14 protein-coding genes are annotated in these 12,485 nt (G+C 72.9%); 11 read left to right on the forward strand and 3 right to left on the reverse strand.

The genetic code is table 11. The features are described 5' to 3' along the window. The first annotated feature begins 80 nt into the window (after window positions 1-80). Together VMN58_10160 and VMN58_10165 are read left to right on the forward strand one after the other, a co-directional pair. Window positions 81-1,046: a phosphotransferase family protein gene (locus tag VMN58_10160; GenBank protein HUF33556.1), complete on the forward strand. Its 966-nt coding sequence runs from the start codon at window positions 81-83 to the stop codon at window positions 1,044-1,046. Further along, window positions 1,043-1,384, forward strand: a complete 342-nt coding sequence (locus tag VMN58_10165) for a DUF6285 domain-containing protein (protein HUF33557.1) — start codon at window positions 1,043-1,045, stop codon at window positions 1,382-1,384. The genes VMN58_10160 and VMN58_10165 overlap by 4 nt, the downstream gene beginning before the upstream one ends. Before the next feature lie 139 nt (window positions 1,385-1,523). On the opposite strand, the gene fabI is transcribed toward VMN58_10165, so the two are convergent. Further along, complete coding sequence (gene fabI / locus VMN58_10170) at window positions 1,524-2,294, reverse strand: enoyl-ACP reductase FabI (protein HUF33558.1); 771 nt, start codon at window positions 2,292-2,294, stop codon at window positions 1,524-1,526. A gap of 119 nt (window positions 2,295-2,413) precedes the next feature. Here fabI and npdG point away from each other — a divergent pair, with 119 nt between their 5' ends. The 5 genes from npdG to VMN58_10195 all read left to right on the forward strand — a co-directional run bounded on the left by npdG (window position 2,414) and on the right by VMN58_10195 (window position 7,406). Beyond that, window positions 2,414-3,133, forward strand: a complete 720-nt coding sequence (gene npdG / locus VMN58_10175) for an NADPH-dependent F420 reductase (GenBank protein ID HUF33559.1) — start codon at window positions 2,414-2,416, stop codon at window positions 3,131-3,133. Window positions 3,134-3,138: 5 nt separating this feature from the next. After that, entirely contained in the window at window positions 3,139-4,257 is a 1,119-nt protein-coding gene (locus VMN58_10180; GenBank protein ID HUF33560.1) for a cysteine--tRNA ligase, read from the forward strand. Between the two features lie 53 nt (window positions 4,258-4,310). Further along, window positions 4,311-6,266 carry a threonine--tRNA ligase gene (gene thrS / locus VMN58_10185; GenBank protein HUF33561.1) on the forward strand — a complete coding sequence of 652 codons (1,956 nt, stop codon included), beginning with the start codon at window positions 4,311-4,313 and terminating at the stop codon, window positions 6,264-6,266. Between the two features lie 72 nt (window positions 6,267-6,338). Then, complete coding sequence (locus VMN58_10190; protein ID HUF33562.1) at window positions 6,339-6,842, forward strand: HIT domain-containing protein; 504 nt, start codon at window positions 6,339-6,341, stop codon at window positions 6,840-6,842. Window positions 6,843-6,884: 42 nt separating this feature from the next. Continuing rightward, window positions 6,885-7,406 (forward strand): hypothetical protein, encoded by a 522-nt coding sequence (locus VMN58_10195; protein HUF33563.1) that lies wholly within the window; start codon window positions 6,885-6,887, stop codon window positions 7,404-7,406. 3 nt (window positions 7,407-7,409) lie between these two features. On the opposite strand, the gene VMN58_10200 is transcribed toward VMN58_10195, so the two are convergent. Continuing rightward, window positions 7,410-7,952 (reverse strand): DinB family protein, encoded by a 543-nt coding sequence (locus tag VMN58_10200; GenBank protein HUF33564.1) that lies wholly within the window; start codon window positions 7,950-7,952, stop codon window positions 7,410-7,412. A gap of 123 nt (window positions 7,953-8,075) precedes the next feature. On the opposite strand from VMN58_10200, the gene VMN58_10205 reads away from it, so the two are divergent. The 4 genes from VMN58_10205 to VMN58_10220 all read left to right on the forward strand — a co-directional run bounded on the left by VMN58_10205 (window position 8,076) and on the right by VMN58_10220 (window position 11,773). After that, complete coding sequence (locus VMN58_10205; protein ID HUF33565.1) at window positions 8,076-8,756, forward strand: CDP-alcohol phosphatidyltransferase family protein; 681 nt, start codon at window positions 8,076-8,078, stop codon at window positions 8,754-8,756. Between the two features lie 8 nt (window positions 8,757-8,764). After that, window positions 8,765-9,703: a phosphatidylinositol mannoside acyltransferase gene (locus tag VMN58_10210; GenBank protein ID HUF33566.1), complete on the forward strand. Its 939-nt coding sequence runs from the start codon at window positions 8,765-8,767 to the stop codon at window positions 9,701-9,703. Between the two features lie 11 nt (window positions 9,704-9,714). Further along, a complete protein-coding gene (locus VMN58_10215; GenBank protein HUF33567.1) occupies window positions 9,715-10,605 on the forward strand; it encodes an SDR family oxidoreductase in 891 nt (296 codons plus the stop codon). Window positions 10,606-10,705: 100 nt separating this feature from the next. Next, complete coding sequence (locus tag VMN58_10220; protein HUF33568.1) at window positions 10,706-11,773, forward strand: glycosyltransferase family 4 protein; 1,068 nt, start codon at window positions 10,706-10,708, stop codon at window positions 11,771-11,773. 13 nt (window positions 11,774-11,786) lie between these two features. Here VMN58_10220 and VMN58_10225 read toward each other — a convergent pair whose 3' ends face one another. Then, window positions 11,787-12,458, reverse strand: a complete 672-nt coding sequence (locus VMN58_10225; protein ID HUF33569.1) for a hypothetical protein — start codon at window positions 12,456-12,458, stop codon at window positions 11,787-11,789. Window positions 12,459-12,485: the final 27 nt, after the last annotated feature.

The raw sequence follows: 12,485 nt of genomic DNA on the forward strand, positions 1-12,485 counted from the left end.
GCGCTGGATGTCGGGAGACGACGTCTGGGGTGCACATCTCGGGATGGGGCTGGGGGATGGCTGGTGCTAGGAAGTCGGCGATGGGGGAGAGGGACGACGAGCTGGGGCGGGCGCTGGCCGAGGTGGTGGGCGCCGAGCGGGTCGAGGGCCTGGTGCGCCTCTCCGGAGGTGCCTCCCGGGAGACGTGGGCGTTCGATGCCGTCGACGGCGGGGGCTCCCGGCCCCTGATCCTCCAGCGTGAGCGCGCCGGCGGGGTGCGCAAGGCGGGGATGGCCACCGAGGCGGCGCTGCTGCGGGCGGCGGGTCAGCGCGGTGTCCCGGCGCCCGAGGTCGTGGCCACCGACGCCGACCACCTCGAGGCCACCGGACTTGGGCACGCCTGGGTGGTGGTCGCCCGCCTCGAGGGGGAGACCATCCCGCGGCGGATCCTCCGCGACGACGACTACGCCGAGGCACGGCCACGGCTGGCGCCCCAGTGCGGCACGGCGCTCGCAGGCATCCATGCCATCCCGCTCGACGACGTCGCCGGCCTCGACCAGCCCGAGCAGCTGTCGCAATACCGCGACCTGCTCGACGAGCTCGGCGAGCCGCACCCGGCGTTCGAGCTCGGATTCCGCTGGCTGGAGGCCAACCGGCCACCGTCGGCCCGCACCACCGTGGTGCACGGGGACTTCCGCAACGGGAACCTGATGATCGGTCCCGACGGGCTGCGTGCCGTCCTCGACTGGGAGCTGGCCCACCTCGGTGACCCGGTGGAGGACCTCGGCTGGTTGTGCGTGCGTTCGTGGCGCTTCGGGGCCGAGCCGCGCGTCGGGGGCTTCGGCACCGTCGACGATCTGGTCGAGGCCTACGAGACGGCGAGCGGTACCACCGTCGACCGTGGTGCCCTGGCCTGGTGGGAGGCCCTCGGGACCCTGAAGTGGGGGATCATGTGCATCGTGCAGGCCGCCACCCACCGCTCGGGGGCCGTCCGGTCCGTCGAGCTGGCGGCGATCGGCCGTCGGGTGTGCGAGGTGGAGCACGACCTGCTCCTCCTGCTGCCGTGAGCGCCCCGCACGACATCCCCACGGCAGCCGAGCTGGTCGAGGCCGTCCGCGAGTTCATCGAGGGCGACGTGATGGCAGCCACGGAGGGGCGGGTCCGCTTCCACGCCCGGGTGGCGGCGAAGGTCCTGGCCCAGGTCGAGCGCGAGCTGGCCCTCGGCGCCGGGCAGGAGGCGGCCCACGCCGACCGCCTGGCCGCCCTCGGGGTGGCCGACGAGGCGGAGCTGGCTGCCGCCATCCGCAGCGGTGCGCTCGACGACCGCTACGACGAGGTCGCCGCCGCTGTCCGGGCGACGGTCGCCGACAAGCTCACCGTCGCCAACCCCACCTATTCAGACTGAGGCTGACGGGTCGAACAGCGAGTCTGCTCAACTGGAAGCGAGCGGGTGGCGCCGATGGGGGGACCCGCCCGGAGCCTGCGGAGGGCGGGAGGACCCGTCGGCGACGGGTCCCGTGAGCCCCGCTCGGTGACGGGCCCCGCTACGCCCCGATGGCGTGGTAGCCGCCGTCGACGTGGAGGATCTCGCCGGTGGTGGCGGGGAACCAGTCGGACAGCAGGGCCACGGTGGCTCGGGCCACCGGCTCGGCGTCGGTCACGTCCCAGCCGAGCGGGGCGCGCTCCGACCAGACGTCCTCGAAGCGGGCGAAGCCGGGGATCGACTTGGCCGCCATGGTCTTGATCGGGCCGGCGGCCACGAGGTTCACCCGGATGCCGCGTTCACCGAGGTCGCGGGCGAGGTAGCGGTTGGCGGACTCGAGTGCGGCCTTGGCCACGCCCATCCAGTCGTAGGCGGGCCACGCCACGGTGGCGTCGAAGGTGAGCCCGACGATGCTCCCACCGTCGTCCATGAGGGGCAGGACCGCCTCGGCCAGCGCCTTGTAGGAGTACGCGCTGACGTTCAGCGCCACGGAGACGTCGTCCCAGCCGGCGGCGAACATGCCCTCGCCCAGGCAGGTGGCCGGGGCGAAGCCGATGGCGTGGAGCACGCCGTCGACCCGGTCCCAGCCGTGCTCGCGCAGCGCCGGCGCCAGTGCCTCGAGCTGGGCGGTGTCGGTGACGTCCAGCTCGAGCACGGGGGGCTCCTGGTCGAGCTTGCGGGCTGTCCGCTTGGTGAGCGACAACCCTCGCCCGGCACCGGTGAGGACCACGTCGGCCCCCTCGCCCTGGGCTTTGGCCGCCACACCGAACGCCAGTGAGGCGTCGGTGAGCACGCCGGTGATGAGCACGTTCTTGCCGCTGAGCAGTCCCACGGTCCCTCCGACCTCCTCGCGAGCACGTGACGTTACGTGCCCGCCGGGACGGTGTCCGCCGGGGCCGCCGCGACCCGCCGGTTCGGGGGACGTGCGGGCGGTCCCGTAGGGTGACCGCCGTGCAGATCGGTTTGCTGGGAGGGACGGGCCCCGCTGGGCGGGCGCTCGCGGCCAGGTTGGCGTCGGTGGGCTTCGACGTCGTGATCGGGTCGCGGTCGAGGTACCGCGCCATGGAGGTGCGCGACAAGCTCGTCGAGCGGTGGCCGGACCGGAACCTCGCCATCGGCGCCGCCGAGAACCCCGAGGCCGCCGCGGCCGACGTGGTGGTCATCGCCACACCCTGGGACGGCGCCGCCGAGACGGCGCTCTCCGTTCGCAAGCAGCTCGAGGGCAAGGTGGTCATCTCCATGGCCAACGCCCTGGCCCGGGTGGCGGGGGAGTTCCAGCCCCTCGTCCCGCCCCGCGGCTCGGTGGCCGCCAGCGTCCAGGCCGCCGTGCCCGACGCCATGGTGTCGGCCGCCATGCACCACTTGCCGGCCAAGGAGCTCGGGATGCTCGACCACCCCCTCGACTCCGACGTGCTCATCTGCTCCGACCACAAGCACGCCATCGAGGTCACCGCCGACATCGTCCGGCGCATCCCGGGCTGCCGCCCGCTCGACGCCGGCGAGCTCTCCAACGCCACACCCATCGAGGCGTTCACCGCGGTGCTCCTCCAGCTCAACGTCCGCTACAAGACCCGGGTGGCGGTCAAGCTCACCGGCATCGCCGACGCCGACGCGCCCGTCGGCGTCGTTGACCCCGACACCGACCACGGCGGCGGGGACGGCGGGGCCTGACCTCCGTGGGCCCGCGGATCTTCGACACGTCCCGCCAGGACGTGGTGGCCTTCGAGGCGGGCCCGCTCGTCCTCATGTACACGTGCGGCATCACGCCCTACGACGCCACCCACGTGGGCCACGCCGCCACCTACGTCGTCTACGACGTGCTGCAGCGGCGTCTGCGCGACCTCGGCCACGAGACCCGCTGCGTGCGCAACATCACCGATGTCGACGACCCCCTGCTCGACAAGGCCCGCGAGCTCGGTGTCCACTACCTCGACCTGGCGGCGGCCGAGACGGCCCGCTTCCAGGACGACATGGCTGCCCTCGGGATGCTCCCGGCGTGGAGCGAGCCCCGCGCCACCTCGGCCATCGCCGACATCCGGGGCTTCATCGGCATGGTGCTCGAGCGGGGACATGCCTACGAGGCCGGTGGAGCCGTCTACTTCGACGTCTCCACAGCCCCACGGTTCGGCCAGGTGAGCCACTACGACGAGGCCACCATGCTCGCCTGTGCGGCCGAGCGCGGAGGCAACATCGACGACCCGAACAAGCGCAACCCCCTGGACTTCGTGCTCTGGCAGCCCTCCACCGACGACGAGCCGGCGTGGGAGTCGCTGTGGGGTCCGGGCCGGCCGGGCTGGCACGTCGAGTGCTCCGCCCTCGCCCTGCGGGACCTGGGCACGACCATCGACCTCCACGGCGGCGGCACCGACCTCATCTTCCCCCATCACGAGTGCGAGGCCGCCCAGTCGGAGGCCGCCACCGGTGAGCCCTTCGTGCGCCACTGGGTCCACACGCCGATGGTGCGCCTCGACGGCGAGAAGATGTCGAAGTCGAAGGGCAACCTCGTCTTCATCAGCGAGCTGCGCAAGGACTGGGACCCTTCCGCCATCCGCCTCGCGATCGCCGCCAAGCACTACCGCCACGACTGGGACTGGACCGACGAGCTCATGCCGGCGGCCACCACCCGGCTCGATGCGTGGCGGGGGAGCGGACCGGGTGACGGCGCCCTCGACGACGTGCGCGCCGCCCTCGACGACGACCTCGACACCCCCCGCGCCCTGGCCGCGGTCGACGCCGCCGTGTCCTCGGGTCGTGGTGTCAGCGAGGCAGCCGCCCTCCTCGGCATCGAGATCTGAGCGGCGGATACGGGTTCGGGCCACCGATGGGGCCCCGGTACCATCGCCCGGACATGGCTGAGATCACCATCACCCTCCCCGACGGTTCCGAGCGACCCCTTCCGGAGGGCTCGACCGCGGGCGACCTGGCTGCCTCGATCGGCCGGGGACTGGCCAAGGCGGCGGTGATCGCCGAGATCGACGGCGAGGAGCGCGACCTCGTGACCCCGCTGCACGACGGGGCGACGGTGGCCATCGTGACCGACGCCTCCGAGCGCGGGCTGTTCACCATCCGCCACTCGACGGCCCACGTGCTGGCCCAAGCGGTGCTCGACCTCTTCCCGGGGGCGACCTTCGGCATCGGACCACCCGTCGAGCACGGCTTCTACTACGACTTCGAGCTCCCCGGCGGGGCCACGTTCAGCCCCGACGACCTCGAGCGCATCGACGCCCGCATGCGGGAGATCATCGCCGAGGCCCAGCCCTTCGTCCGCGACGAGATCCCGTCCGACGAGGCGCGCGTGGTCTTCAAGGACCACCCCTACAAGATCCAGATCATCGACGGTGCCGCCGAGGACCCCACGTCGGCCACCGAGGCGGGCGTGGTGCGCACCTACGCCAACCCACCGAGCTTCATCGACCTCTGCCGGGGGCCGCACGTGCCCGACACGAGCCGGCTCGGGCACTTCAAGCTCATGCGGATCGCCGGCGCCTACTGGCGTGGCGACGAGCGCAACCCGATGCTCCAGCGGATCTATGGCACGGCGTGGGCCAAGAAGAAGGACCTCGACGACCACCTCACGATGCTCGAGGAGGCGGAGCGGCGAGATCACCGCAAGCTCGGTGCCGAGCTCGATCTCTTCTCGTTCCCCGACGAGATCGGCAGCGGTCTTGCCGTCTTCCACCCCAAGGGCGGCACGGTGCGCAGGCTCATGGAGGACTACTCCCGACAGCGCCACGAGCAGGCCGGCTACGAGTTCGTCAACACCCCCCACATCACCAAGGCCGAGCTCTTCGAGACCTCCGGTCACCTGGAGTGGTTCGCCGACGGCATGTACCCGCCGATGGAGATGGAGGGCTCCAACTACTACCTGAAGCCGATGAACTGCCCGTTCCACACCCTGATCTTCAGGGCGCGGGGACGCTCGTACCGCGAGCTGCCGCTCCGGCTGTTCGAGTTCGGCACCGTCTATCGGTTCGAGAAGTCCGGCGTGGTGCACGGTCTGACACGGGTGCGGGGCCTCACCATGGACGACGCCCACATCTACTGCACCAAGGAGCAGATGTCAGCGGAGCTGACGAGCCTGCTCACCTTCGTCCTGAACCTGCTCCGCGACTACGGACTCAGCGACTTCTACCTCGAGCTGTCGACCAAGCCCGAGGGGAAGGCGGTCGGCACCGACGAGGAGTGGGACGAGGCCACCGAGACCCTGCGCGTGGCGGCGACGGCCATGGGCCTCGAGACCGTCCTCGATGAGGGTGGTGGCGCGTTCTACGGCCCGAAGCTCTCCGTGCAGGCTCGTGACGCCATCGGCCGGACCTGGCAGCTGTCGACCATCCAGCTCGACTTCCAGACCCCGCAGCGCTTCGGCATCGAGTACTCCGCCTCGGACGGCACGCGCAAGGTGCCGATCATGATCCACCGCGCCCTGTTCGGCTCGATCGAGCGTTTCTTCGGCATCCTCACCGAGCACTACGCGGGGGCGTTCCCCACGTGGCTGGCACCGGTGCAGGTGCGGGTGCTGCCTGTGCGGGACGACCACGGTCCCTACGCCGTGCGCATCACCGACCGGCTCCGCGCCGGTGGCTTCCGGGCCGACGTGGTCGAGGCCAACGAGCCGCTCGGCGGGCGCATCCGCCGGGCGAAGCTCGAGAAGCTTCCCTACGTGCTGGTGGTTGGCGACGACGATGTCGAGCACGGCACGGTGGGCGTCAACGCCCGCGGCGGTGACGCCCCTGAACGCGGCGTCACCGTCGACGACTTCGTGCACCGCCTCGAGGCCGACGTCATCGCCCACACGATCTCCTAGTCAGCGCGGGTCGTGCGTTTGAGCGAGGCCGCGGCCACGTCCGGGCGGGCGCGCGACGATGGTGGGGTGACGATGGAGCGGCTGTGGGCGGGCTGGCGCAACGAGTACGTGACCTCCACGGGTGCCGAGACCTCGCCCGGCGGTGATGCCTGCGTGCTCTGTCGGGTGGCCGGCGCAGGTGACGGCGAGGGCGAGGCCGCCCTCTGGCGCGGGGCGCGCACGGTGGCCGTCCTCAACGCCTTCCCCTACACCAGCGGGCACCTGATGGTGATGCCGACCCGCCACGTCGGCGAGCTCGAGGACCTCGACCCCGAGGAGTCGGTCGAGCTGTGGGACGCCGTGCGGGCGGCGGTGGTGGCCCTCAAGGCCGCCTACCGGCCGGAGGGGGTCAACGTCGGCGCAAACCTGGGTCGGGCGGCCGGCGCGGGCGTCCCCGGCCACCTGCACCTCCACGTGCTGCCGCGGTGGTCCGGCGACACGAACTTCATGACGTCGGTCGCCGAGGCCCGGGTCCTCCCGGAGTCCCTGCCCACCTCGGGCGAGCGCCTCCGCGCCGTCTGGCCGGCCCGGCCGTAGCCGCTTCGTCGCGCGGCATCGGGCCGTCGTAGCCTCGTGGTGATGGCCGACGACCCCCAGACCTCCGGGACCGACGACGACGCCGTCGACGTCCTGCCCGACGACCTCGACGCCGCCGGCTACGTCGGGCCCTACTCGTTCCCCGACAACTCCCGTCGCCGCATCCCCGGCGCCATCTACGTGGTGGTGGGGCTCGGCCTCATCATCCTGTGGGCGGTCTCGGGCGACGACGCCGTCCTCGTCAACGAGGGCCTCCTGGTCGTGGGGGTCGGCCTCGTGGTGTTCGGCGCCTACTGCATCGCCGCTGGCTGGCCGCTCGGTGCCGACGAGACCGACGCCCTCGTGGCCGCGACCAGGCAGGTGGGCTTCCCGGTCGGACATGCCTCGGCGTCGCTGGGGTGGCGAGGTCTCCGCAGCCGGCCCACCTGGCGGATCCTCCTCTACTCCGCCGAGGACCCGCCCACCCAGCGCGGGCTGGTGCTCGTCGACGGCGTCGACGGCCGCGTCGTGGAGCACTTCGTGGAGGAGAACCCCGAGGACTGGGAAGCCCTGCGGGGCGACTAGGACCTAGGCGCCGCGCGACCTGTTGGCGGCGGCCCGGGCGGCGGCGAGGGCCGACTCGGCGGCGGTCAGGTGCTCGACACCTTCGCTGACGGCGTGGCGGGCGAGCCACAGCAGGTCGACGGTGTGGCCGTCGAGGGTCCCGGTGCGGACCCATGCCGAACCGGGGGCGGCCTCGACCTCGGCGGCGGCGGCCTCGGCGGCGGCGGTGAGGCCGTAGAGGACGGCGGCGAGCCCCTCGGCGGGGTCGTGGCCCTGCCACGGCTCCTCGGCGCGGCCGGCTCCCATGAGCTCCGGCTGGCCTCCGCCCCGCACGCTGCGCAGCTGGCGTGCGGCACGCTCGAGGGCGCCACGGACGTGGGCGGCATGCTCGAGCGCCGACCACGTGCCGGCGTCGGGCTGCCTGGTGGCGAGATCCTCGTCGTCGAGCCGGAGAGCCGTTCGCCACCGTCGTGGCAGCGAGCGCAGCGCCACCGCGGCGTCGGGGGGCTGCATCGTGTCGTAGGGGGCGCCGAGCTCGCCCCCCGGGGTCCGTCCGGGCAAGGTCACGTGACCGAGGCTACCGAGGTCGCCATCTGAGGTGTCGGGGTCATCGGCTGGTACCGTTTTGTCCGGCGTGCCGATCGGTCGCCCCATCGCTTTCCATGCCCGCCACCGCGGGGAGGACCCGAGATGCTCGACGGCCGTTGGCGGACAGACATCGAGCGCCGGATGCGCCCCGTGGGCTCGAACCTGCGCCGCACCGGGATCACCGCCGACCACCTGACCCTCACCGGCATCGTCATGGCCGTCGCCGCGGCCGTCGCCATCGGCAGCGGGGCGCTGCGGGCCGGGGTCCTCTTGCTGGTGCTGACCGCCATCCCCGACGCCCTCGACGGCGCCGTGGCCAAGGCCTCGGGCACCGCCTCCCCCCGGGGCGCCTTCTTCGACTCCGTGGCCGACCGGGTCACCGACGCCCTCCTGCTCGGCGGCGTGGCGTGGTACCTGGCGAGCACCCACGGCAGCCACATCGTGCTGCTGCCCTTCGCCGTCCTCGCCGCCTCCATGCTGATCTCCTACGAGCGGGCCAAGGCCGAGGCGCTCGGGTTCGACGCCCGGGGCGGGATCATGGAGCGGGCCGAGCGCCTCGTGGTCCTCGGGATCGGTCTCCTCTTCGACTCCCTGCTCGTGCCGGTGCTGGTGCTCATGTTGGTCCTCACCCTCCTCACCGCCGTGCAGCGCTTCGCCAAGGTGTGGCGCCAGGCCAGCGCACCGGCGCCCTCGCCCATGACGGACCGTTGGCGGTCTCGTCGCCGGATCGCCCGGCCGACGGCCCAGGCGTGGCGTCGCCGGGCCCAGCACCGCCGGCGCTGACCCTGCCGTTGCCTGGCTCCTCCCGCGAGGACGGGGACCCCGCGGGACGCCGATCGTCCCCCTCGATCGGCCAGCGGCTCGCGTTCAACGGCTACCGGGCGGGCTCGGTCGTCGCCCGGGCGATCCCCCGACCGCTGTTGCCCCCGATGCGCCGGGTGCTGGCCACCGTCATGTACCGGGCCGCCACCGGCCGCCGGCGGATGGTGGAGCGCCACCTGCAGCGGGTCCACGGGCGTCCGATGGAGGGCGCCGAGCTCCGGCGGGAGGTGCAGCGGGCCTTCGACTCCTATGCCCGCTACTGGGTGGAGTCGTTCCGGGTGCCGGCGATGTCCGGCGAGGAGATCGACTCTGCCATGACCGCCGAGGGCCTCGAGCACCTCGAGGCGGCCAAGGCGGCGGGCAACGGGGCGATCCTTGCCCTTCCCCACCTCGGCAGCTGGGACTACGGCGGTGCCTGGCTGGCTCGCAACGGCTACCCGCTCACCGTGGTGGTCGAGCCGCTCGATCCGCCAGAGCTGCTGGAGTGGTTCGCCGACCTGCGTCAAGGCCTCGGCATGGAGGTCGTCCCCCTCGGCCTGAGCGCCTCGACCGCGGTGATGCGGACGCTGCGGGCCAACGGCTACGTGGCGCTGCTCAGCGACCGCGACATCGCCGGTGGGGGGGTGGAGGTCGAGTTCTTCGGCGAGCGGACCACCCTGCCCGCGGGACCCGCCACGATCGCCATCCGCACCGGTGCCGCGCTGCTGCCGACCACCGTGTACCACGTGGGCGAGGACCACCACCGGGGAGTGGTCCGACCACCGATCGACTGCACCCGGCGGGGATCGCTGCGAGACGACGTCGCCCGCATCACCCAGGTGCTCGCCGACGAGCTGGCCGACCTCATCCGCGGCGCCCCCGAGCAGTGGCACGTCTTCCAGCCGAACTGGCCCAGCGACCGAGAGTGAGAGGTGCGACCGTGAGCAGGATCTGTGAGGGACGGGTGGCCATCGTCACCGGTGCGGGACGCGGCATCGGCCGGGGCCACGCCCTCGAGCTGGCCCGCCAGGGAGCCGCGGTGGTGGTCAACGACATCGGCGGCGGCGTCGACGGCACGGGCATGGATGCCGGTCCGGCCCAGCAGGTGGTCGACGAGATCGTCGCCGCCGGCGGGCGGGCGGTGGCGAACACCGACGACGTCTCCGACTGGGAGGGAGCTCGCCGACTCGTCCACACCGCCATCGACGAGCTCGGCGGTCTCGACGCCCTCGTCAACAACGCCGGCATCCTGCGTGACCGCATGCTGTTCAACATGACCGAGGCCGAGTGGGACGACGTGATCCGCGTCCACCTCAAGGGGACGTTCGCGCCGTTGCGCTGGGCCGCCGAGCACTGGCGGGCCCAGGCCAAGGCCGGCGCCACCGTCGACGCGTGCGTCGTCAACACCTCGTCGACCTCCGGCCTGTTCGCCAACCCGGGACAGTCCAACTACGGCGCCGCCAAGTCGGGCATCGCCACCATGTCGATCATCGCATCCAAGGAGCTGGGCCGGTTCGGGGTGCGGGTCAACGCCATCGCCCCCGGAGCCCGCACCCGCATGACCGAGAACCTCGGTGGTGCTGCAGCACCGCCGGAGGGCGAGTGGGACCCGCGCTCACCCGACAACGTCGCCCCGCTGGTCACCTGGTTGTCCAGCGCCGAGTCGGCAGGCGTGACCGGGCGGGTGTTCCTGGTGGGCGGGGGACGCATCGCGCTGGCCGACGGCTGGGCCCGCGGCGCCGGCGTCGACAAGGGTGCCCGCTGGGATCCCGATGAGATCGGCCCCGCCCTCGCCGAGCTGCTCGCCTCGGCGGAGGCCGTCGCCACCTGAGAGCTGCCCGACGCGATGGTCGAGCGCCTGGACTGACCCGTCAGGCCGGTGGCGGCGAGGCGCGTCTGACACACCCGGACGATGGCCGTAGCCTCGCGACGTGCGCCTCGCCCTCGTCTGCCCCTACAGCCTGAGCCTCCCGGGCGGTGTCCAGGGTCAGGTCCTCGGCTTGGCGCGTGCGCTGCGCGGCCACGGTCACGAGGTGCGGGTCCTCGGCCCGTGCGACGGTCCTCCCCCCGAGGCGGGCGTGACCCCCCTGGGCCGCAGCGTGCCGCTGGCGGCCAACGGCTCGGTGGCACCCATCGCCCCCGACCTGCCGTGTGCGCTGCGCACGATCCGGGCCCTGCGCGACGAGGACTTCGACGTGGTCCACCTGCACGAGCCGCTGGTGCCCGGACCGTGCCTCACCTCGGCGGTGATGGCCAGCGCCCCCCTTGTCGGCACCTTCCACGCCGCGGGTGTGAGCGCCGCCTACCGCTGGGCGGGGCCGCCGCTGCGCTGGCTGGCGAACCGCCTCGACCTGCGCTGCGCCGTCTCCGACGACGCACGCCTCCTCGCCGGCCGCTACCTCGGCGGCGAGTACACCCAGGTCTTCAACGGGATCGAGCTCGAACCCTTCGCCAAGGCCACCCCCACGCCCACCGTCGCGCCGACGATCCTCTTCCTCGGGCGTCACGAGGAGCGCAAGGGCCTGGCCGTCCTCCTCGAGGCCCTGCCGGACCTGCCGGCCGACTTGCGGGTGTGGGTCGCCAGCGACGGGCCCGACACGGATCGCCTCAAGGCGGCGGTGGCGGGTGACGAGCGCGTCGAGTGGCTCGGGCGCATCGACGACGAGGAGAAGGCGGCGAGGCTCTGCGGTGCCGACGTGTTCTGTGCGCCGTCGTTGCACGGCGAGTCGTTCGGGGTCGTGCTGCTCGAGGCCATGGCCGCGGGGACGCCCATCGTCGCCAGCGAGCTGGCGGGCTACGCGAACGTGGCCCGACCCGGCCGCGAGGGGGTTCTGGTCCCGCCCGGTGACGCCAGCGCCCTCGCGGTCGCCCTCCGGCGGGTGCTCACCGAGCCCGACCTGGCCGGCGCCCTCGTGGCGGCCGGCGAGGCGCGTGCCGACGAGCTCTCGATGGACCACCTCGCCGAGCGCTACCTCGAGCTCTACGCCACCCTCGTCTAAGGGGCTCCGACCGTCAGGGCCGGGGTGCGAGCTCCACGACCACCCGCAGCGGAGTATCGAGGACCAGGACGCGGTAGGGGACGCGCTCCGTGAGACCGATGACCCACTCGAGTCGGGCCTCGAAGTCGCCGATGCGCACGACCTCGGCGACGGTGCCGCCAGTGCCGTCGACGCGATCGGGGCCGGTGTAGGTCTCCTCGAAGTCGCCGTCCGGCGTGAACGCGACCGTCGAGGCAGGGCTGAACGCGATCTCGAGGAGGCCGTCGCCCTCGACCCGGATCTCGTCGCCGGACCCCGCCTCGCGCACCGGCCGGTCCACGTAGCGCACCTCGTACCCGGGGCCGATGTCGCCCCGGAACTCGAACACGACGCGCTCGACGGCGTCTTCGCGGCCGACCCGCAGGTCGTCGAGGAGGACCCGGTCGGCGGTGGGGTCGGTGGAGGGCACCGCCGTCGGGTCCTCCGTCCCCTCGAACGGGGCCGCTGCCGCGGTGGCGGGCGGTGCGGTCGTCGTCCCCCCGCCGGCCTCTCCCTCAGCGGCACCGAGCGTGGAGGTCGTCGTCTCCTTGCGGTCGCCGATGACCTGGTCCTCGCCACGGCCACCGTCAGTGCAGCCGGTGACGACGAGAGCGAGGGCGAGCACCAGCGACGTCGCGGCGGCCGTGCGGGGAGGTCTGGATCGCATCAGGCGATGGTCGCACACGGCGGGCGC

It is taken from the genome of Acidimicrobiales bacterium (genome assembly GCA_035512495.1).
Lineage (GTDB): Bacteria > Actinomycetota > Acidimicrobiia > Acidimicrobiales > CADCSY01 > DATKDW01.